This window comes from Acinetobacter sp. AND/436 (assembly GCF_049546925.1).
GTDB lineage: Bacteria > Pseudomonadota > Gammaproteobacteria > Pseudomonadales > Moraxellaceae > Acinetobacter > Acinetobacter indicus.
Map to the genome: position 1 here is coordinate 61,286 of NZ_JBMXBO010000002.1, position 22,068 is coordinate 83,353.

At 44.9% G+C, this 22,068-nt stretch carries 17 protein-coding genes, 1 tRNA gene and 1 pseudogene; 12 read left to right on the plus strand and 7 right to left on the minus strand.

Translation table 11 applies throughout. The features are described 5' to 3' along the window. Positions 1 to 165: 165 nt before the first annotated feature. On the minus strand, positions 166 to 1,995 hold the full coding sequence (locus tag ACPEPR_RS02075; protein WP_104470892.1) for a phosphoenolpyruvate carboxykinase (GTP): 1,830 nt from the start codon (positions 1,993 to 1,995) through the stop codon (positions 166 to 168). Between the two features lie 416 nt (positions 1,996 to 2,411). On the opposite strand from ACPEPR_RS02075, the gene ACPEPR_RS02080 reads away from it, so the two are divergent. The 5 genes from ACPEPR_RS02080 to ACPEPR_RS02100 all read left to right on the plus strand — a co-directional run bounded on the left by ACPEPR_RS02080 (position 2,412) and on the right by ACPEPR_RS02100 (position 7,629). Beyond that, positions 2,412 to 3,350, plus strand: a complete 939-nt coding sequence (locus ACPEPR_RS02080; protein ID WP_423561863.1) for a diacylglycerol/lipid kinase family protein — start codon at positions 2,412 to 2,414, stop codon at positions 3,348 to 3,350. Then, positions 3,331 to 4,089, plus strand: a complete 759-nt coding sequence (locus tag ACPEPR_RS02085; RefSeq protein WP_423561864.1) for a metallophosphoesterase family protein — start codon at positions 3,331 to 3,333, stop codon at positions 4,087 to 4,089. Before ACPEPR_RS02080 ends, ACPEPR_RS02085 begins: the two co-directional genes overlap by 20 nt. A 200-nt stretch (positions 4,090 to 4,289) precedes the next feature. Then, the gene (locus ACPEPR_RS02090; RefSeq protein ID WP_004810787.1) at positions 4,290 to 4,580 is read left to right on the plus strand and encodes a co-chaperone GroES; all 291 of its coding nucleotides are present in this window, start codon (positions 4,290 to 4,292) and stop codon (positions 4,578 to 4,580) included. Between the two features lie 57 nt (positions 4,581 to 4,637). Next, positions 4,638 to 6,272, plus strand: a complete 1,635-nt coding sequence (groL, locus tag ACPEPR_RS02095) for a chaperonin GroEL (protein WP_127798938.1) — start codon at positions 4,638 to 4,640, stop codon at positions 6,270 to 6,272. 202 nt (positions 6,273 to 6,474) lie between these two features. Then, positions 6,475 to 7,629, plus strand: a complete 1,155-nt coding sequence (locus ACPEPR_RS02100; protein ID WP_423561865.1) for a LuxR C-terminal-related transcriptional regulator — start codon at positions 6,475 to 6,477, stop codon at positions 7,627 to 7,629. 39 nt (positions 7,630 to 7,668) lie between these two features. Here ACPEPR_RS02100 and ACPEPR_RS02105 read toward each other — a convergent pair whose 3' ends face one another. Continuing rightward, a complete protein-coding gene (locus tag ACPEPR_RS02105) occupies positions 7,669 to 9,252 on the minus strand; it encodes a hypothetical protein (protein WP_423561866.1) in 1,584 nt (527 codons plus the stop codon). Next, a complete protein-coding gene (locus tag ACPEPR_RS02110; RefSeq protein WP_423561867.1) occupies positions 9,197 to 9,544 on the minus strand; it encodes a hypothetical protein in 348 nt (115 codons plus the stop codon). Before ACPEPR_RS02110 ends, ACPEPR_RS02105 begins: the two co-directional genes overlap by 56 nt. 283 nt (positions 9,545 to 9,827) lie before the next feature. Between ACPEPR_RS02110 and ACPEPR_RS02115 the strand changes: the two genes are divergently transcribed. The 3 genes from ACPEPR_RS02115 (at position 9,828) to ACPEPR_RS02125 (ending at position 15,057) form a co-directional block, all read left to right on the plus strand. Then, positions 9,828 to 12,920, plus strand: a complete 3,093-nt coding sequence (locus ACPEPR_RS02115) for a multidrug efflux RND transporter permease subunit (protein ID WP_423561868.1) — start codon at positions 9,828 to 9,830, stop codon at positions 12,918 to 12,920. 117 nt (positions 12,921 to 13,037) lie between these two features. Next, positions 13,038 to 14,375, plus strand: a complete 1,338-nt coding sequence (mgtE, locus tag ACPEPR_RS02120) for a magnesium transporter (protein WP_005176359.1) — start codon at positions 13,038 to 13,040, stop codon at positions 14,373 to 14,375. Positions 14,376 to 14,463: 88 nt separating this feature from the next. Continuing rightward, positions 14,464 to 15,057: a DUF4112 domain-containing protein gene (locus tag ACPEPR_RS02125; RefSeq protein WP_005176362.1), complete on the plus strand. Its 594-nt coding sequence runs from the start codon at positions 14,464 to 14,466 to the stop codon at positions 15,055 to 15,057. 94 nt (positions 15,058 to 15,151) lie between these two features. Here ACPEPR_RS02125 and htpX read toward each other — a convergent pair whose 3' ends face one another. Then, the gene (htpX, locus tag ACPEPR_RS02130) at positions 15,152 to 16,057 is read right to left on the minus strand and encodes a protease HtpX (RefSeq protein ID WP_005176364.1); all 906 of its coding nucleotides are present in this window, start codon (positions 16,055 to 16,057) and stop codon (positions 15,152 to 15,154) included. Between the two features lie 115 nt (positions 16,058 to 16,172). Further along, entirely contained in the window at positions 16,173 to 17,015 is an 843-nt protein-coding gene (locus tag ACPEPR_RS02135) for a lytic transglycosylase domain-containing protein (RefSeq protein WP_168394996.1), read from the minus strand. Between the two features lie 509 nt (positions 17,016 to 17,524). Here ACPEPR_RS02135 and ttcA point away from each other — a divergent pair. Next, entirely contained in the window at positions 17,525 to 18,448 is a 924-nt protein-coding gene (gene ttcA / locus ACPEPR_RS02140; protein WP_005176370.1) for a tRNA 2-thiocytidine(32) synthetase TtcA, read from the plus strand. A gap of 216 nt (positions 18,449 to 18,664) precedes the next feature. Then, on the plus strand, positions 18,665 to 19,048 hold the full coding sequence (locus ACPEPR_RS02145) for an SCP2 sterol-binding domain-containing protein (protein ID WP_016659963.1): 384 nt from the start codon (positions 18,665 to 18,667) through the stop codon (positions 19,046 to 19,048). A 71-nt stretch (positions 19,049 to 19,119) separates the two neighbouring features. Here ACPEPR_RS02145 and ACPEPR_RS02150 read toward each other — a convergent pair whose 3' ends face one another. After that, positions 19,120 to 20,235, minus strand: coding sequence for a transglycosylase SLT domain-containing protein (locus tag ACPEPR_RS02150; RefSeq protein WP_005176374.1), 1,116 nt, complete (start codon positions 20,233 to 20,235; stop codon positions 19,120 to 19,122). A 366-nt stretch (positions 20,236 to 20,601) separates the two neighbouring features. Between ACPEPR_RS02150 and greB the strand changes: the two genes are divergently transcribed. Together greB and ACPEPR_RS02160 are read left to right on the plus strand one after the other, a co-directional pair. Then, a complete protein-coding gene (gene greB, locus ACPEPR_RS02155) occupies positions 20,602 to 21,096 on the plus strand; it encodes a transcription elongation factor GreB (RefSeq protein WP_005176376.1) in 495 nt (164 codons plus the stop codon). 90 nt (positions 21,097 to 21,186) lie between these two features. Further along, positions 21,187 to 21,276, plus strand: a tRNA-Ser gene (locus ACPEPR_RS02160). Positions 21,277 to 21,552: 276 nt separating this feature from the next. Here the strand turns inward: ACPEPR_RS02160 and ACPEPR_RS02165 are convergent. Further along, positions 21,553 to 21,972 (minus strand): annotated as a pseudogene (locus ACPEPR_RS02165) (Lrp/AsnC family transcriptional regulator); the annotation flags it as partial. Positions 21,973 to 22,068: the final 96 nt, after the last annotated feature.

A 22,068-nucleotide genomic window follows, 5' to 3' on the forward strand; every position in this document is an offset into this window, starting at 1 on the left:
GCTCATGATCTCTAATTTATACTTTCAAGTATGCCATAAAAGCCTGACCTGGGGACGACTGCTTTCCTCAATGATGTGTTGAAATTTATTGCCGGTAAAATGTAGCGTGTATAGGCAGGCAATAAAAAAGGCCGCTTTCGCGACCTCTTTCATGTTAATCAGCAATTAAGCAGATTTAACCGCTTCTAAAAGCTCAGCTTGACGTTTTTTCAATGCTTCTGGTAAACGATCACCCAGTTTATTGAATAACTCAGTGTGGCTTTCCAGTTCTTTGATCCATTGATCTTTGTCTTGTGCAGTCACAGTTTCAAACTGCTCTTTAGAGAAATCTAAACCAGTCCAGTTCAGCTGTTCGTAAGTTGGAACGCGGCCAATTGGAGTGTCTACAGCGTCTGCACGACCTTCACAACGGTCAATGATCCACTCAAGTACACGCATGTTTTGACCGAAACCAGGCCATACGAAGTTGCCTTCAGCATCACGACGGAACCAGTTCACGTTGTAGATACCAGGCAGTTTGTTACCCGCAGCTTCAGCTTTCGCGCCCACTTTCTCACCCATTTCTAACCAGTGAGAGAAGTAGTCCGCCATGTTGTAACCTGCGAATGGCAGCATTGCGAATGGGTCACGACGAACGATACCTTGTTGACCAACTGCAGCTGCAGTGGTTTCAGAACCCATGGTTGCCGCTTTATACACGCCATCAACCCAGTCAAATGCTTCTGAAATTAGAGGCACTGTGTCTGCACGGCGACCACCAAAGATGAATGCAGAGATTGGAACACCTGCTGGATTTTCCCAGTCAGCATCAATTGAAGGACATTGACCTGCAGATACGGTGAAACGCGCGTTTGGATGCGCTGCTTTTTCTTCACCAGTGTGTGGTTGACCTTTCCAGTTGGTCAGGTTGGCAGGTGCTTCTTTAGAAAGACCTTCCCACCATACTTCGCCGTTGTCTGTTACAGCAACGTTGGTATAGATCACGTCTTTGTGCAGCGTCGCCATACAGTTCGGGTTAGTTTTGGTGTTTGTACCAGGTGCTACACCGAAGAAACCAGCTTCAGGGTTGATTGCGTATAGACGACCATCTTCACCTGGTTTGATCCAGGCAATATCGTCACCTACAGTTTCAATCTTCCAGCCTTCATAACCTGCTGGTGGAATCAGCATCGCGAAGTTGGTTTTACCACATGCAGATGGGAATGCCGCTGCGATGTAGTGTTTTTCGCCTTGAGGATTGGTTACGCCAAGAATTAGCATGTGTTCAGCTAACCAGCCTTGTTGACGACCCATGAACGATGCAATACGTAATGCCAGGCATTTTTTACCTAACAATGCGTTACCGCCGTAACCTGAACCGTAAGACCAGATTTCACGTGTTTCTGGATAGTGCACGATGTATTTTTCTTTGTTGCAAGGCCATGCAACATCTTTTTCACCTTCGGCAAGCGGAGCGCCTACAGTGTGTACACATGGAACGAATTCGCCATCTGTACCTAATACGTCATAAACAGCTTTACCCATACGAGCCATTTTAGACATGCTGACTGCAACATAAGGAGAGTCAGTTAACTCGATCCCGATGTGTGCAATGTGTGAACCGAGTGGACCCATTGAGAATGGAACCACATACAGCGTACGACCTGCCATTGAACCGTCAAATAAACCGTTCAATTTTTCGCGCATTACTGCAGGCGCTTCCCAGTTGTTGGTCGCACCGGCATCTTCCTGGTTTTCAGAGCAGATGTAAGTACGGTCTTCAACACGAGCTACGTCAGAAGGATCAGAGTTTGCAAGATAAGAACCAGGGTGAGTTTCTTGGTTAAGCGCTTGCATTGTGCCGTTAGCGATCATCAAGTCGATATAACGTTGATATTCTTCTGCGCTACCGTCACACCATTCAATTTTTGCTGGTTTTGTTAATTTAGCAATCTCTTCCACCCAAGCAATAAGCTTAGGGTGACGAACGAATTCTGGTGCGTTCACTTGGGTCATGGTGAGGCCTATCTAAAATGTGTACAAACTGTTGTACAAAGTACAATCTGAGAGATGAAATGAACCGCTCAGATGAAATATGAAAAAAAAGTGGCTGTATTAAAGCACAAAATGACGAAAAAAATAAGACTAAAGGACTAAAGGAATTATTTTGGTAGTTAATGCAATATAAATAATAAGTTTATAAAAAACAAAAAGATAATGTTTAAATAAGGGGGTATCTTATTTATTTTTTATATTTATGTATATTATTTAATTTATTTATTTCTTTTTAAAACAATAATTTATATCTAAATTTTTTCTGAGAATCATTATTGATTAAATAAATGGTGGTAATTCGATTTTTACATAAAGGTGCTTTAAATTTCCACTTAATTGGCTGAAATTAGAACAAATGCTTTAAAGATGTGGACAAAATGTCTGAACAATTCAAGCCATTGTCTATTGTGTATAACAAAAAATCAGGTTTTCATGCGACCCATAAAACCGAGGTGTATGAAGAGCTGATTCAGATTTTTTCCCAATACGGTTTTGAAATCCAGTCCTTTGATATCGAACAGTATTCTAGTTTTGATGAATTAATGGCGCAGGTATTTTTACGTCATCAGGACCCGGACAATTATGGCGTGGTGGTAGCTGCAGGAGGAGATGGCACCTTGAATGCCGTGGCCGCCAAACTGCTTCATACCGATATTCCCATGGGCATTTTACCTTTAGGTACCTTTAACTATGTGGCCCGGGTATTTGATATTCCGGTGGATATTATTCAGGCAGCGCATGTGATTGCAACCGGCCGGCCACGCAAGGCGCATATCGCGCGGATCAATGAACGTATCTATTTAAACAATGCCAGCCTAGGGCTGTATCCTTTATTTATCCAGAAACGGGAGCTGTATAACCGCTATCTGGGCCGTTTTCCTTTACATGCCTATACCTCCGGTCTGGATGTGCTGATTCGTCATCGCAAGGAACTGAAATTAAAAGTTGAAGTGGATGGCAAGCTGTTTCCAGTGAAAACTCCGTTGGTATTTTTTGGCAATAACCAGCTGCAATTGTCGGAGATGAATTTACGTATTGCTGCAGCGGTGGCACAGGGCAAGGTGGCCGGCATTGTGGTGGCGAAAAGCGATAAGTTGACCTTGTTTAAAATTTTATGGCAGCTGGTGAAAGGGGAAATTGAACAAGCGCCCGATGTATATACTTTTGCTGCAGATCAGGTGGTGATTCATGCACAACTAAAAACCATGCAGGTGGCCATTGATGGTGAAATTGTCCGGATGCGACCACCGCTAATAGTCACAGTGGAAAAAAATGCCTTAAATATGATGGTGCCTTATGATTCTGCATCTGTCTGACTTGCATTTTGGCACCGAAAAGCCGGTCTGCATGGCAGCCATCCGGCAATTTTGCCTGGAGCATCAGGCTGAAGCGATAGTGGTCAGTGGTGATTTAACCCAGCGTGCGCGTTTTAAACAGTTTTATGACTGTAAGCAGTTTCTCGACAGCCTGGAGCGGCCGTATCTGGTGGTGCCGGGCAATCATGATATTCCGCTATTCGATTTATGGACCCGTTTTGTCAATCCATTTGCGCGTTATCAGCTGTTTTTTGGCAAGATGGAAACTGTGCTGGAAACCGAGCATTTTTTTCTGATTGGTTTAAACAGTATCCGGCGGCGTTACCATACCCGCGGGCATATTTCGCTGGCGCAAATCCAGCTGGTCGATCAGATTCTGGCCGCGGCGCCGGTGCATAAAATCAAGTTGATTGCTGCGCATCAACCGTTTTATACCCCGCCGGATGATCCGCATGGGGTAAAAGACTGTCCAATGCTTGGCAAAATGGCGCTGGAAAGCTGGAGTCAGCATGGCCTGTTCGGGCTGTTGCATGGTCATCTGCATCAGTCTGCAGTCTATGATTTAAACCAGATTTATCATTTGCAGGCCAGTCATCCGGTGCTGGATATTCATGCCGGCACGGCGCTGTCTTATCGTCTGCATCGTCGTTTTAATAACAGCTTTAATGTGATTCATGACAGCGGTGAAATTCAGGCCTATTTTTTTAATGAACGCACACAAAAATTTGAACCGTATTAGAAATATGGGGAATAAAGCGACAGTGGTCTGATGGCTGGCGAAAAAAAAGACAAAAAACAGATTTTTTTTCATTTTTCCCCTTGAAGCGTTTTTTTCCATCCCCACAAAAGTGACATCTAAAATTCATTTTGATGATGACCAAAGGAATAAATAAGTCGTCATCAGTTATCTAACGAAGACTTAGTCTGATGGAGTTATTTATGAGCAACATTCGTCCATTACATGACCGTGTAGTAATTCGTCGTGTCGAAGAAGAAACAAAAACTGCTGGCGGCATTTTATTGCCAGGTTCTGCTGCTGAAAAACCTGCTCAGGGTGAAATCATTGCAGTTGGTAATGGTCAAATCACAGACAATGGCGTACGTGCATTAGATGTGAAAGTTGGCGATAAAGTATTGTTTGGTACCTATGCCGGCACCACTGTAAAAGTAGACGGTGAAGAACTGCTTATTATGAAAGAGTCTGACATTTTAGCTGTTTTAGAAGGCTAATTTCTCACTAACTCAATGGTTATCAGATTTAGTTAAGATTTAAAATTGGAGTAAATCATGTCAGCTAAAGACGTAAAATTTGGTGATTCAGCTCGTAGCAAAATGATTGCGGGTGTCAACATTCTTGCAGATGCAGTGAAAGTAACTTTAGGTCCTAAAGGCCGTAACGTGGTGATCGACCGTTCTTTCGGCGCACCGCACATCACTAAAGATGGTGTTTCTGTTGCGAAAGAAATCACGTTAAAAGACAAGTTCGAGAACATGGGTGCGCAACTGGTTCGTGAAGTGTCTTCTAAAACCAATGACATTGCAGGTGACGGTACCACAACTGCAACTGTATTGGCGCAAGCCATCCTGAACGAAGGCATCAAGTCAGTGACTGCGGGTATGAACCCAATGGACTTGAAACGCGGTATCGACATCGCGGTGAAAACTTTAGTGGCTGAAATCAAATCAACTGCACAACCTGCATCTGATTCGAAAGCAATTGAACAAGTCGGTTCGATCTCTGCAAACTCTGACACCACTGTAGGTGCTTTAATTGCACAAGCAATGGAAAAAGTGGGCAAAGAAGGCGTCATTACTGTTGAAGAAGGTTCAGGCTTTGAAGATGCGCTTGACGTTGTAGAGGGTATGCAGTTTGACCGTGGTTATATCTCTCCATACTTCGCCAACAAACAAGATACATTGACTGCTGAACTTGAAAACCCGTTCATCCTGCTGGTAGACAAGAAAGTCAGCAACATCCGTGAACTGATTACGGTTCTTGAAGCGGTTGCAAAAACAGGTAAGCCACTATTAATTATCGCTGAAGATGTTGAAGGTGAAGCGCTTGCGACGCTTGTTGTGAACAATATGCGCGGCATCATCAAAGTATGTGCGGTGAAAGCACCTGGTTTCGGTGACCGTCGTAAAGCAATGCTGCAAGACATCGCGATTTTAACTGGCGGTACTGTGATTTCTGAAGAAATCGGTATGCAGTTAGACCAAACAACGCTTGAACACTTAGGTACTGCACACAAAGTAACTGTATCTAAAGAAAACACCGTGATTGTGGATGGTGCGGGTAACGCAGGCCAAATCGCTGAGCGTGTTCAACAAATCCGTGCGCAAATCGAAGAATCGACTTCTGAATACGATAAAGAAAAACTTCAAGAACGCGTTGCTAAATTGGCAGGCGGTGTAGCAGTGATCAAGATCGGTGCTGCAACTGAAGTTGAAATGAAAGAGAAAAAAGACCGCGTAGACGACGCGCTTCATGCAACTCGCGCTGCAGTTGAAGAAGGTGTGGTTGCTGGTGGTGGTGTTGCACTGGTACGTGCTGCCAAAGCACTTGACGGTGTAACAGGTGCCAACGATGACCAAAACGTAGGGATCAACATCCTGCGCCGTGCAATCGAAGCGCCGCTTCGTCAAATCGTGGCAAACGCAGGTGATGAACCATCTGTTGTGATCAACGCTGTGAAAAATGGTGAAGGTAACTTCGGTTATAACGCTGCAACTGGTGAATACGGCGACATGCTTGAAATGGGTATTCTTGACCCAGCGAAAGTAACCCGTTCTGCACTTGAGCATGCTGCATCTGTTGCGGGCTTAATGCTCACAACTGAGTGCATGATCACTGAAATCCCGGAAGAAAAACCAGCAATGCCTGACATGGGCGGCATGGGTGGTATGGGCGGCATGATGTAATACATCTGCTGGTCATTCGATCATAAAAATCCCCGCAATTGCGGGGATTTTTTTATATGCAGGTCAATAAAAAACACAATGCAGTAAAACTAAACTTAATGCATAAAAAAGTAAGAAATAGATAAATGGTTCAAAAATAATTAAATGTATGATGAGCTTTTGTATTAAATTGGTAGGGCTTAATGATTAAGCTGGGGGAGAGATGAAAGAACAAGAACACCAGATCATTGGGTTAATTTATGATGCCGCGATGGATACGCGTTTATGGCCGCAAGTAATTGAAGCCATTGTGCACTACACCAACAGTAAAACCGCGATTTTTACCGCTTTGGACCAGTTAAGTCCAAGTTATGACTTTGTGCATACTTATAATATTCCGCAAGCCTGTATTGATGCCTATCAGGATGAACGGATTAAAGTCATTGATATGAAACTGCATGCGCCGTTATGGCAGCAAACCGGGGTGGGGGATACCATTGAGCAAAACTTGCAGTCGTATGGCCAGATGCCGGGCACAGATGAATATATCTTTTATGAGCGCTGTCTGGAACCAACCGGGATTTGTCATATCGCAGCTGTTTTACTCGATCAGGGGCAACATCGTTGGGCGGTCTTGGGTATTCACCGGGTGCCCGATGCTCAGCCTTATAGTCCGGAAGAGCATGAATTTCTTAAGCGGATCGGTAAGCATTTACGCCGGGCACTACAAATTCATCGGCAGCTTTGTCAGGCCAAGCAGCAGAAACTGGCTTTAGGTCATATTCTAGATCACTTAAAAACAGGCGTGCTGCTACTCGATCAGCAGTCCTGTTTAATTTATGCCAACAGTAAAGCTCAGGAAACACTCAATCGCTCCAGTCTGATTGAGCTGGACCGTTATAATCGTTTAAAGGTAGGACGCGGTTTTCAGGCCAAACTCGATCAGCTCATTGAGGGGGCTGGTTCGGACTTAAGTCAATGGAATAAAGAACCAGGCGGGGTGATTGAGCTGACAGCAGCTGATCAGAGTACCTTAATGCTAACGGTGATTCCTTTTAATTTAAGCCAGCTAAAGAATACTGAAGGACTACCAGAACAGGCCTATGTCGCTGTTTTTGTGACTGAAACCGAGCTAAAATATTATTTAGCTGCAGATTTTTTAAAACAGCAATATCACTTGTCAAACCGGGAAATTGAGTTATGTGAGGTGCTGATTAATGGTTATAAATTTGAAGAGATTGCAGAGCATTGCAAGCTGACGTTAAGCTCGGTGCGTACCTATTTTAAGAATATTTATGAAAAAACCGGGTGTACATCGCAGATTGAATTGATGCATTTGTTGATGGGTTGCACTGTTCACTTTGAGCATATTGATTAAACCTGTCTAAGTTAAACTTAGACAGGTTGATTCGACAGCTTATTTGCTGCGTTGGAAAGTCACAGGGTCTTCACCTTGAGGATGAAGGGTTAAGCTTGTTCCCGAAATGCTGTAGGTCGCATTGATCATATTACCATTAGTAGAGTCGTGTAGCCCGCCGCATCCATTGGTATCAAATAAGTTTGCAGTTACTGCAAGCGTATTCGCTGTTGTTGAATATTTGCCATATTCAATACCAGGGGTAGCACAATCATTATCGCCTTGTAGATCTAAAAGGAAGTAGTGGCCTGACTCAAAGAAAGCAAATAGGTGGGTTTCATTTAATGCCCAGGTACCAACCAAACCTGTAGATTGTTCAATTCGGGTAAAGTTCGCTACGCCATCACTTCGAGTTTCGGTTACGACCAGATCTTTACCATTATAGTTTAAACGATATTGACCATTCTCATCCGGATGAGAGAGTCCATAATCGCCGTTGGTGTCTGTCATAATACTTGGGTTCAGGCCAGTGGTGACAGAGTCCCAGTTCAGGCTGCCGAATTCAATACCGGTAAATCCGGTTTCATCAGAAGGATATGCTTCGCCAATGGCATAACGACCGTCCGGAAGAATATGCAATACAATCGCATTGGTCTCGCCACGATCAAGTTCCCATGAGCCGGCAATATCTTTATAGAATTGGCTTGCGCTACTTGTGGTAGCACCTTCTATATTGGGTCTTGTGAGTATAAATGTACCTTCATTTGGTTCGTGGAGTGTAAGTGATGTCGTATTAACCGTGACTGGTAGACCAGAGCTTGAGTTTGCACTATTGTTAGATAAGCCTGCACAGCCATTTGTATCGATCAGGATATTATCTACGAATAACTTTCCATCTTGAACACGATATTTACCATATTCGATACCTGGTCCACCACAAGGCGTTTCTCCAACTTCCACTTGATCGTCCCCAACAGCATCAACCATGATATAGGTATTATTATCCGGATTGAAAACAAATAGTTGCTTGCCTGAACTTGAGTTCCAAGCACCTGCAATGCTCGAATTGTTTTGAGGGACTTTAGTAAATGTTGCACTTTCATTAAGGTTTTGAGCTTCAGAAATTTTTAACTGTGTACCATCAAATGATATTTTCATATCACGTTTTTTTCCAAAATCATTTAAGCCCCAATCTTCATTTGTATCAATTGAAGATTGCGCCCATAACTCTCCAGCAACAGCATTCACCGATAACTCACCGTACTCCATGCCATTCGCACTATCAGATGGTGAGCTAACAATAGGTTCACCAATCAGGTATTTCCCGTCTGAGGTTACTTGAAGTACGATTTCTGATTCAGCATTTTTTGCGTACCAAACCCCAACGATATCTTTGAGTAGTGTTTTGTTAAAGTTAGCTTGTGCTTCTGTTGCGCTAACTACGACTTTATCTTTAAAAACTTCTATTGTTTGTAGAACAGGTTGAAAGCTTGTAATAAATTCTGTTGTTGGTTTAGAGAAGTCAATTGAGTTTGCAGGGAGTTGACTCACTGAGTCAGGGATTTGAATACCATCGTCATGATCACCCTCAGAATCTAAAGATTGTAAAAAAAATAAGTAAATTTGTTCGTGTTGGTACATCATCGGCTAACTCCACAGGGGTAATACGATCAGCACCAGTTACTGTGCCAATTTCAATATTTCCGATATGGAAAGTGATTTCATCACCTTCTTGATATTCAAACTCCCCTTGAGCATTTGTACGTTTAGAAACGCCATTAATTGTATACGTTGCGCCACTCACAGGTCCATCGGTCAGTATCCCAGTTTTTAGGGAGCTTGAAGGTGGGGGAGCAGAACTACCAGAATCATTGTCTGAACCGCCACATGCACTGAGTAAGCCTGCTAAAGTTAAGCATAATAAAGTTTTTTTCATCACGAATTCCTTGTTATTCAAATTGTCATGTCTGCAGTATAGAAATTAGATGAGTTTAGGTGCTATCCCAAAATTGGGAGGGTATAAGCCAAATATGTGAGGAATGATGGAGAAACAAGCATATTTTTGTGACAAAACTGCATTTTTTGATAGGTCGTCATAGAAGATCTATTTAGCTGTGGTAATTTGAGAAACCCTTTTAAGCTTTCTGATTTTGCTGATAAATTTGATGCTCTAGCAAGACTTAAATAACAACGCTGCCACCGAAAAGTGATCCTGTTTTATGCTGTCAAAATTTTTTATTGAACGTCCTATTTTTGCTGGAGTCCTGGCCATTATTGTCATGGCGTTTGGTATTTTTTCCATTTTAGGTTTGCCGGTCGAGCGTTATCCAGATATTGCACCACCCCGCATTACCGTGAGTGCCACTTATACTGGAGCTTCGGCAGAAACAGTGGAGGAGAGCGTGACCCAGGTGCTGGAGCAGCAGATTCGAGGGCTAGATCATCTGCTGTATTTTAGCTCGAGCAGTGATTCTTCGGGGCGCAGCCGTATCAGTATCAGTTTTGAAAATGGCACAGACCCAGATACCGCACAGGTGCAGGTGCAAAATGCGATTAACAGCGCCATTAACCGTTTGCCTGAAGATGTACAGCGCCAAGGCGTGAATGTGTTCAAATCTCTGGGTGATACCCATATGGTCATCGGGTTGTATGACAGCGCTGGTCACAGTTCCAATATTGAACTGTCCGATTATATGATGACCCATCTGGAACAGGATCTGGCGCGTATTGAAGGCGTGGGTGAGGTGGATGTCTTCGGTTCGCAATATGCCATGCGAATCTGGTTGAATCCTTTAAAACTGAAACAGTATGCCTTAATGCCAAGCGATATTCGGGCCGCTGTTGAAGCCCAGAATACCCAGGTGGCAACCGGCAGTATTGGCGATTTACCCACCGCAACCGATCAGTATTTAAATGCCAAAGTCACCTCCGGTTCACGTTTAAAAACTGTCGAAGAATTTGAAAATGTAATTTTAAAGTCGGCCCAGGACGGCAGTTTTGTTTATTTAAAAGATGTGGCACGGGTCGAGCTGGGGGCAGAAAATTATCAGTCCTTTAATACGATTAATGGCTATCCTTCAGCTGCGCTGGGCATTTCCCTGGCCTCTGGCGCCAATGCACTGGCGACATCGGCTTTAATCCAGCAGGAAATTGATCATCTCTCCAAACAGTTGCCCGAAGGCTACAAGATTGTCTATCCACGCGATAATACGCCGTTTGTGAAGGAGTCGATGAAAGAGGTGGTAAAAACCCTCATTGAAGCGATTATTCTGGTGGTGATCGTGATGTTCCTGTTTTTACAGAACTGGCGCGCTACCTTAATTCCGACCATCACCGTACCGGTGGTGATTTTAGGTACCCTGACAGTGCTGTATGTGCTGGGCATGACCATCAATACCTTAACCCTGTTTGCGCTGGTACTGGCGATTGGCCTGCTGGTCGATGATGCGATTGTGGTCGTAGAAAATGTTGAGCGTTTGATGCATGAGCAGCAGCTTTCAGCCAAACAGGCGGCAATCCAGTCGATGCAGGAAATTAGCGGGGCACTGGTCGGGATTACCTTGGTGCTGACCGCGGTGTTTATTCCGATGGCATTTTTTGGTGGCTCGACCGGGGTCATCTACCGTCAGTTTTCCATCACCCTGGTGGCCGCGATGTCCTTATCTTTGCTGGTGGCACTGATTTTAACCCCGGCCTTATGTGCCTTAATTTTAAAGCCAAAGCAGAAAACCGCCCGATGGGCCGCCTGGTTTAATCAGAAACTGGAAAATCTGAAACAGCATTATCTGCGTTCTTCAAGCTGGACCCTGCAACATCGCACCATCTGTCTGGTGATTTTTGTGGCTTTAATCGGGGTATTTGCCTTGTTCTATCGAGCCTTGCCGACCAGCTTTATTCCAAGTGAAGATCAGGGCATGCTCACGGTGCAATTTAAGTTGCAAGAAGGCGCACCACTGTCAAAAAGCCGTGAAGTTGGTGAAACGATTCGTGCCTATTTTATTGAACAGGAACAGGCCAATGTTGATCTGGTGATGATTCGCTATGGCCGTAACTTCTCCGGCACTGGCCAGAACTTGGGGCAGGGCTTTATTGCGCTGAAACACTGGGATGATCGTCCGGGCAGTGACAATGCTGCGCAGGCAATTCGTGAGCGGGCCATGCAGCATTTCCAGCGTCATCCAGATGCGCAGATTATGATTGGGATGCCGGCCTCGGTGCGCGGTTTAGGCCAGACCGATGGCCTGCAGTTTTGGCTGCGAGATTTAAATGGGCAGGGCCGTGATTATCTGGAGCAGCAATTCCAGAGCCTGCGCAGTCAGGCCGACCGTTATTCCAGCTTTGCCAATCTGGATAAAAAATCCAATCCGGAAAAAGCCGAGCTGAATGTCAATATTCATCAGAAACAGGCCATGGCCAATGGCCTGAGCCAAGGCGCGATTAACAGCACCTTGTCGGCGGCATGGGGCGGCAGTTATATCAATGACTTTATTGATCGTGGCCGGATTAAACGGGTGATTATGCAGGGTGATGCCGAGTTCCGTGCCACCCCGGAAGATTTGCAGGCCTGGTCGGTCCGTAATGCCAACGGGCAGATGGTGCCGTTTGGTAATTTCTCTACCCTGAGCTGGGGCGGCGGACCAGAAGTGGTGAACCGGTTTATGGGCTATACCGCACTGGAAATGGAAGCCGATACCGCAGCCGGTGCCAGCTCTGGTCAGGCCATGCAGGATATTCAGCAGCTGGTTGACCAGCAGGACGGTGTCGATCTGGCCTGGAGCGGCTTGTCCTTTGAAGAAAAGCAGTCCAGCAATCAGGCTTTATTGCTGTATCTGGTATCAATTGGTTTTATCTTCCTGTGTCTGGCAGCGCTGTATGAAAGCTGGACCATTCCAACTGCGGTGATGAGCGCGATTCCACTGGGCATTGGTGGTAATATCCTGTTCAGCTACCTGGCCGGTTTCCCGAATGATATTTATTTCCAGATTGCGCTGCTGACCACCATCGGCCTGTCCTGTAAAAATGCGATTCTGATTGTCGAGTTTGCTTCAATGGCACAGCAGCAGGGGCGCAGTGCCGTAGAAGCCACACTGGAAGGGGCCAGTCTGCGTTTACGTCCTATTCTGATGACCTCGCTGGCCTTTGGTGCCGGGGTCATTCCACTGGTATTTGCCTTTGGTGCCGGTGCGGTCAGCCGTCAGGAAATTGGCGTGAGTGTGCTGGGTGGGGTGATTTTCGGTACGGTTCTGGTGCTGATCTTTATTCCCTTTATGTATGTACTGGTGCGTTCGATCTTTAAACTGAAACAGGCCTGATCCGCCGGGTTTATACAGAGAAAAATGCTGCTGCTTCAGGGACACTGCGGCAGCACGCAGATGCAGTGCAAATCACTTTACATTTTAAAAAATAACCAAGAATAATGATGAGAGTTTATGCTGAATCCTTTTGAACTTCAGGCACTGGAACAGGCCATTTTGCAGCAGCATCCAGAGCGGGTACAGACCCTGATTGCGCATATGAATCCGGCCGATTTGGCGGTCTGGATTGAACAGCTGTCGCTGCAAGCGCAGGTTCGATTGATTCCCACCCTGGAGCAGGCCGCGCTGATCTTTGAGTTTTTGCCAAAAACTGTGCAGGCGCAAATTGCCGAACAGCTGGACCCAGCCGATTTGTTGCAGCTGATGAGTGCCATGCATTCAGATGACCGGACCGACCTGTTTAAAGGTTTGAGTCCGACGCTACAGCCGTGGATTCTGGCCGAGCTGGCCCCGGAAAAACGTCAGCAAATTCAGCAGCTGGCGGCTTACCCGGAAGAATCTGCCGGGGCGATCATGAGTTCGGATTTTGTGACTTTATCCCCAGAGCTGACGATCCAGCAGGCGATTGAACAGTTGCGTCAGGTGGCGGCAGACCGGGAAACCCTGTACCTGATTTATATTGTAGATGCGCTACAGCATCTGCTCGGTGTGGTGTCCTTACGGCAGATTATTCAGGCCGCGCCAGAGGTACAGCTGCAGCATCTCATGACCACGGATCTGGTGATGGGCCAGGTCGATGAAGATCAGGAACAGATTGCCTGGAAGCTGGCGCATTATGATTTTCTGGCCTTGCCGATTGTTGATCAGGCGCAGCGTCTGGTCGGGATTGTCACCTATGATGATGCCATGGACATTGTCGAGGCCGAAACTACTGAAGATATTTTAAAATCCGGTGCGATTGAATCCTTGCCCAACCTGAGCCTGAAAAATGCACCAATTTTATCTTTATATCGCCAGCGCGTGTTCTGGCTGGTATTTCTGGTGTTTGGCAGTTTGCTGTCCGGTTTTGGGATTGCCCATTTTGAAGAGATTATTGCCGCGCATATTGTGCTGGTGTTCTTCTTGCCCTTGCTGGTCGGTAGTGGCGGGAATGCCGGGGCGCAATCGGCGACCTTAATGGTCCGTGCTTTAGCCACCGGCGATGTGCATTTTCGTGACTGGTTCTATCTGCTCGGGCGGGAAAGTCTGGTGGCGCTTTGTTTAGGTGGCACCATGGCACTGGCCGTGTCGGTACTGGGTTATGTGCGTGGCGATTTGATGGTGGCGGTGGTGTTGGCCTTAAGTATGCTGGGCATTGTGCTGATGGGCTGTCTGGTTGGCATGAGCCTGCCGTTTATTCTCAATAAGCTGAAACTGGACCCGGCCAGTGCGTCGGCACCTCTGGTGACCTCAATTTGCGATGCCAGCGGGGTGGTGGTTTATCTGTTTATTGCCTCACAGCTGTTGTTTTAGCCTGTATTTACAAAGCAGTAAAACGTTTGAGCAGCGCGCTCGAGTATAGTAAAAACATGACATAAATAGATAAAAATCAGGTTGATTCATGACAGAACTGCACAGCACCAAACCCAAACTTTCCCGGCAAGAGGTGATTCGCCTGGAGCGTGATCTGGCCAAGTTTGCCAATATGATGGATTCGGTGGTGCGGATTCCGTTTACCAAACAGGGCGTGGGCGCTGATGCGGCTTTAAGTACCATTCCGGTGGCCGGCGATCTGGCCGGTTTTGTGCTGACCTGTTATGCAATTTATAAAGCCAAACAGGTCGGCGTGCCACAAGCCAAACTGAATCCGGTCATGAAGCTGGCGGTTATGGATGCGGTGGTGGGCTTTATTCCGATTGCCGGGACGATTTTTGATATTTTTATTCGCCCTAGCCGTAAGGCGCTGGATATTGTGCATGATCATATCCGGCAGGAATATGATATCCAGAGTGACCATCATGTGGTGCATCCTTTCTTGCATGAAAAACTGGAGCAGAAGCAGCAATATTCGGCATTCTGGCGTAATCCTGTGGTGGCCTGGCTGTGGATTCATCTTCCTGATTTATTAGGCCTGTTGTTCCTGATCATTCTGGTGGTGGCGACCTTGGCCGGGCTGCAATGGGTCTGGCAGTGGATGCAGGGTTTAAATCTTTAAGTAAGCTGTCATCATTCCAACCAGTATCTATCACACATAAAAACAAAAGCCTCCATATGGAGGCTTTTGTCTATTTAACGGTTGGGCATTATTATTAAGGCAGGTTTAACTGCTGTAATGCCGCCACACGCTGTTCAATGGTCGGGTGGGTCTGGAATAACGCTGCCAGACTAAACCCTTGTTCCTGACCGGCAGAAATCGCGAAGGCTTTCATTTCTTTTGGCATTGCATCTGGCATTTCAGATTCGGCCTGTAAGCGTAACAGGGCAGAAATCATGGCCTGTTTGCCAGCCAGACGGGCACCCGCTTCATCGGCGCGGTATTCACGTTGACGCGAGAACCACATCACAATGGCCGAAGCCAGAATACCAAACACGATATCCAGCACAATGGTAATCACGAAGTAGGCAATGCCTGGCGCTTCGCCATCTTCACGGCCAAATACGTTACGATCAATGAAATCACCGGCAACACGGGCAAAGAACATCACGAAGGCGTTGACCACACCCTGGATTAACGCCAGCGTAACCATGTCACCATTGGCCACGTGACCAATTTCGTGCGCCAGTACGGCACGTAATTCATCTTTGTTCATACGCTCCAGCAGACCGGTTGAAACCGCCACCAAAGCATCATTCTTGTTCCAGCCGGTTGCAAAGGCATTCGACTGATAAGAAGGGAAGATACCCACTTCTGGCATTTTAATGCCAGCACGTTGCGACAATTGTGCAACTTCATTTAATAACCACGCTTCAGCCTGGTTACGTGGGGCATTCGGGTCAATCAGCTCTGTACCGGTGGTTTTTTTCGCCATCCATTTAGACATGAACAGGGAAATTAAAGAACCGACCATACCGAAGACAAAACAGATGACCAACAGGTTGCCTAGATTTAAGCCACCCGCGCCATGGTAACTACCGACACCGAAGAGTGACAAAATAATGCCAGCTACAACCAGTACCGCGAGGTTGGTTAGCAAGAACAAACCAATCCGCATCATTGAGTAAATCCTCTTAAAATGAAAATGTAATCTGATTCATAAATCATGCAAGTAAATATGCGGTGAATGTATTAAAAATTCAAGAAAAAATCGTGAAAATCAACAAAAAATCATCTTAGTCCGAAATGGTGATTCGGGCTGCAGCAGAGGCATGTGCCGTGGCATAGGAGCGGACCGGTGCATCGGTAAAGCTGCCATCTGCGGCAACAATAATTTCACGCGATGGGCGTGCAGGCTGGGCTGCAGTTAAATGCGAACCAGAAGAAAGCGTATTGGATTGGGCCAGTAACGGTCCCTGATCGCTACTGCTGACACCACCGGCATACAGATTGTGATAACGGCTGGTCACGCGGCGCACATAGTCCTGAGTTTCACGGAAGGGCGGAATGCCACCGTATTTGGCGACATTGCCTTCACCGGCATTATAACCGGCCAATGCTAAGGATGTATTACCGTTAAAACGTTTTAGTAACCAGGCCAGATATTTGGCCCCGGCCATAATATTTTCATAAGGATCGTAGGCATTAGAAACCTGAAAACGTTTGGCAGTGGCCGGCATCAGCTGCATTAAGCCTTGGGCCCCGACCGGAGAGCGAGCATTGACATTAAAGCCGGACTCGGTGTGCATGACGGCTTTAATCAGCCCAGACGAAATACCGTGGCGCTGCGCGGCCTGCTGGATAATATGGTCAAAGGTATTTTTATTGCGGCTATAGCTTGGTAAGACCGATGCTTCAGAGCTGCCCCAGTTGCTATAACGATGAATATTGCTGTCGGGATAATACGTCACTTTGACTTTTTTCAGGGACTGGTCTGAACTTTTACGATTGGTCAGCAGGGTAGAGCCATTATTGTCTTTATAGACATAAATCTGTCCGGCATGACTGTGCGATGCAACCGCAAGCAGCGTCACACATCCCCAAAAAGCCAGTTGTTTAAAATGTAATCTTTTATACATTATCGTATTCATTATGGTAACGAAGTTCATACTGTCCCCAAACAGGTGGTTTGAGTTTAACAAAAAAAACATTGATGAAAAGAGTCTTTACATTTATTTCCCTGTTTACTTTGTAAAAATCAAGCCCTGTTTGCTGACAGAACAATCAAAAAAAATATTTATTTTTTTTTATTCTGGTCTGCTTGACACACTTAAACCATTGATTTTAATTATAAATAAAATTGATTAAAAAATGATCAATTTAAATAGAAGCCTTCAATTGCAGGCAAGTGACCTTGTCAAGTTGTTTTAAATCCACAAAGTTATCCACAGCTTTTGTGGAAAACTGTGGAAAAGTCCAAAAGATAAGCATCTTGCTTAAAAGATGAACGCAAACGTTCAAATTAGCATAAAAATAAAGACAGCGAGATGACAAAAAATGACAAGCAGGAAATTACATTCTTTTGATGCGTGCCGGGACTGAATCGGCTAAAATTGCGCGGTATTTTTTTTATGGGTAAATCTCGTCTATGTTCTCGCCAGTTGAGTCCGATCAAGGATTTAATTTTAAACCAGAACTGCCAACCAGCTCTGCGTATTACCGTTTGCTGAAAAAGCTGCGTCGCCAGGTGGGTCATGCCATTCGTGATTACAAGATGATCGAAGACGGTGACAAGGTCATGGTGTGTATTTCGGGTGGTAAAGACAGTTATACCTTACTGGATATTCTGTTGCAGTTTAAACGTATTGCCCCGATTCATTTTGATGTGGTGGCGGTGAATCTGGACCAGAAACAGCCGGGCTTCCCTGAAGATGTGCTGCCGCGTTATCTGGAAGAAAATAATATCCCGTATTATATTCTGGAAAAAGATACCTACAGTATTACCAAGCGTCTGACCCCGGAAGGCAAAACCTACTGTGCAGTGTGTTCGCGTCTGCGTCGTGGTTCACTGTACGGCTTTGCCCAGGAAATTGGGGCAACCAAGGTGGCACTGGGGCATCATCGTGATGATATTCTGGCGACTTTCTTCCTGAACCTGTTCCATGGCGGCAGCTTAAAGGCGATGCCACCGAAGCTGTTATCTTCCGACAAGAAGAATATGCTGATTCGTCCACTGGCTTATGTGGAAGAAAAAGACATCATCAAATACGCGCAAATGCGCCAGTTCCCGATTATTCCATGTAACCTGTGTGGTTCGCAGGAAAATCTGCAACGTGCGATTATCAATGACATGCTGCGTGAATGGGACAATGCCCATCCAAAACGTCTGCACAGTATTTTTGGTGCATTGCAAAATGTATCACCATCGCAACTGGCAGACCGCGAGCTGTTTGACTTTGAAGCACTCGATAGCGAGCGCGAGTTTGACTTTAAAGGCAGTTATTCGCACGAGAATGAAGATGGTCAGTCCAACCGCATCAACATGGTCAATTTAGGCTATGCAGCTGACTAAATAGTCAAAAAAAGCATTGAACTTCAGTTCAGTGCTTTTTTTATATATTTGAATTATTTCAATATTGTATTAAAAATATAAAATTTGAACGCATCGTACAAAAAATCTTAGCCATCTTTTATGATTACATGCTATAACAGGTCACAAGCATCATTGCTTCACAAAAATGTTGTCTGGACAGGCGACACAAATGAACAAATAAATTGAGGAATAATCATGCCTGCTTTTTTATCTGATGATTGGTTTGCAACCGTAGAGAACCTGACGGCTCAAGCTGGTGACTTAAATTTACCACCTGCACTTGCGAATCTTGCAATTAATTTGGTTGTTACGGATGCTTCAGGCAATACAGAATTAGCTTTAGACGGTGGCAAAATCCAGAAAGGATTGTCTGCAAATGCAAAAACAACCCTGAATATGGATGCTGAGACCTTACGTAAAGTGTTCCTGGAGTTTGATATGGCTGCAGCCATGCAAGCCTTCATGACCGGTAAAATCAAAGTACAAGGCGATATGTCTCAATTAATGGCATTGCAAACTGCAAAACCAAGCCAAGAGCAAAAAGACCTGTTCAAAAACGTTTTGGCGCAAACCACCTGATTGTGACCCGACACAAAAAAGCTTACCCGAAGGTAAGCTTTTTTTTGCCTTGAAGATCAACGGTGAAGCATTTAAATATTCACCAGCTGCGGCGTGGTCTTGATGTGTTCCAGATAGGCACGGATACGGGTCACGTATTGTAAGGCCTGACGATAACGTCCGTTCTTGGCTTTATTGCCGTCTAAGTAAGCATACAGGTTGACCCAGTTGTTCGGGTTTTTACCGGTGGCCTGAATACGCTTCTGAATCTGGCTCACGGCACCCGGACCCATGTTATAGGCCACCAGTGCATACCAGTTACGGTCTGGAAACGGAATATGCTTATAACGGTTCAGCATCAGGTTGTAATACTTGGCACCGCCCTGAATGCTCTGGGTTGGATCGGTACGGTTACTGACGCCCATGGCTTTGGCTGTGCTGTTGGTCAGCATCATCAAACCACGAACACCGGTTGGTGAAACAGAGTTCGGCTTTAAGTACGATTCCTGATAACCAATGGCCGCCAGTAAATGCCAGTCCAGATCATACTGCTGCGCAGTGCGCTGGAAGCTGGCCTTATATAAAGGCATGCGATTGCTTAAGTCACGCTGGATAGTATTCCAGGATTCCTGCTTAACCACATTCTGGTTATAGAACGAGGCCAGCTGGTTGATGGCACCGCTTTGTTTGCCACGGCAGACAAAGGCACTGGCGGTCTGGCTCAGCGGATCATCGGCATGTTTAAATACCCAGTTTAAATTGCTGTTTAGGCCATTTTTCTGCAAGGTGTTTAAATCGCCACAGGTGGCCGAAAAACCGGTCAGATGCTTGTTTTCAATGCTCTGAATACTGGCAGTGGTCATGGCAAAGTTGGCTTTACCTGACGCCACCCATTGCAACGCTGTCGCATTGTCGGGTACGGTTTTAAACTCGAGTTTGACATTCAGGCTATGCGCATAGTTACGCACCAGGTCATAACCAAAGCCATGCAGATGCTGACTGTTCTGAAACACGGTGGTCGGATTCGAAACAGAAACCACGGTCAATTTGTTGTGATTGACCACGCGATCAAACTGATACGCTGCTTTACTTGCATTAATACTATGAAACGGAATTAACGCACTGCTTAATACTAAGACTTTTAAAGGGAGAGAGTTGAAAAAAGAGTGAAGGCCAAGCCTCGACCCAGAAGTTGAACTACTGTGCATGTTGTCTCCGCTACAAGTAATTTATGCCCTACAAAGCAGGAGGCAAAAGGCCTCAGACTTTTTCAAGTTTGATAAATTCAATAAGAGGGTGGGCACTCATGACGTCATTCAAAATGACATGGGATGAAAGATAAAAAATGTGGCTACGCCACACAGGTTAAAAAATGATCACAATTAAAAGATGTGCGCATAATAAAGACCAAAATTTGAGTTGTCAAATTTTGTCCATAAAAAAATAAAAAACTGTTTCATAAGTAAATGATTCTATTTGGGAAAAATATTTTATAAACTTTAAAAGTGGAGTAATTGGGGAGAAGGCAGCAGTTTTTGGTAAGCTACAGGCTCATTTTTCTGCTGTTAAAGGCCATGAAATCGAGCTTAATTACCCGTGGTGGACATGACAAACTGGTCGCGGAACTTCAGCATTTGTGGCATGAAGAACGCCCTGAAATTACCAAAAAAGTGAACTGGGCGGCCAGTCTCGGCGATCGTTCGGAGAACGCCGATTACCAATATAACAAGCAGCTGCTGCGCAAGATTGACCGTCGGGTACGTTACCTCGGCAAGCGGCTGGAAGAGCTGCGAATTATTGATTTTTCACCTGAACAGGAGGGCAAGGTCTATTTTGGCGCTTGGGTCGATATTGAAAATGATGATGGCGAGCAGAAAACCCTAAGAATTGTCGGGGTTGATGAAATTTATGATCATCATCCACAACATATTTCAATTGACTCGCCAATGGCGCGCGCCTTGCTGGGCAAAAGTGTGGATGATGAAGCAGTAGTGCAGACGCCATCAGGTGCAAAACACTGGTATATTGTCGACATTCGCTATGAAAAGTTTGAAAATTCAGCAAATTAAACGATTTTGATTTTATTTTGTACAGTCGGTTGCGAAAACCTGGAAAAATATTTGCCAAGTTAAAATTTTCTTTATATGATAGCCGCCATTGGAAGCGTGGCAGAGTGGTTTAATGCACCGGTCTTGAAAACCGACGAGGGTGTGAGTCCTCCGTGAGTTCGAATCTCACCGCTTCCGCCAAATTCAAAAAGCCCTGACATTGTCAGGGCTTTTTTTATTGCGCTCCGTTTTATTTTTATATTCTTTATATGGAGCTGATTTATTTTAAAGAGGAGAGCTAAACATATTTTATAAATACCTTTAAGATATATTATTTTGCTTCGAATATCTAAAAATAAAAATCCATAAAATATGAAAAACGAATATTTATATAGATTGCTTTTCTATAAAATAATCATCGATAATCTTTCACCTGTCGCAATGTATATGCGACAGATGAAGATTAAAATCAATTATTTAAATTTTATAGGTTGACAGTAATATATTAGTTTCACTGTTATAAATCCCTGAAATACTTCTGATCCGACTTAAAATTAAATCAAAATTCACCAAATTGTCGGACTGGATTTCTACCAGTAAATCCCATTTGCCATTCGTCGTATGTAAGGTCTGAATAGCCGGATCGAGACGTAGCTCCTTGATGACGGCCTGTGCCTTGTTGCCTTCCACCATAATACTCATCCAGGCCTGAATAAGCTGCGGATTCAGGTTCGGTTTAATGCGTACCGTATAGCCGGTAATGATGCTAGTCGCTTCCATGTACTCGATTCGCTTTTGAACCGTGGCCCGGGAATTTCGGGTTTTCTGCGCAATTTCTGTAATTGAGATACGTGCATTTTCTCTTAACAATCCAAATATTTTATTGTCCGTTTTATTTTTTTAAACGGATGAATAATTGGTTTTTAATTCTTGATTCTTAGTTATTATTGAATAATAAAAAAAATAATTGGATTTAAGGATAATATTCTAAGC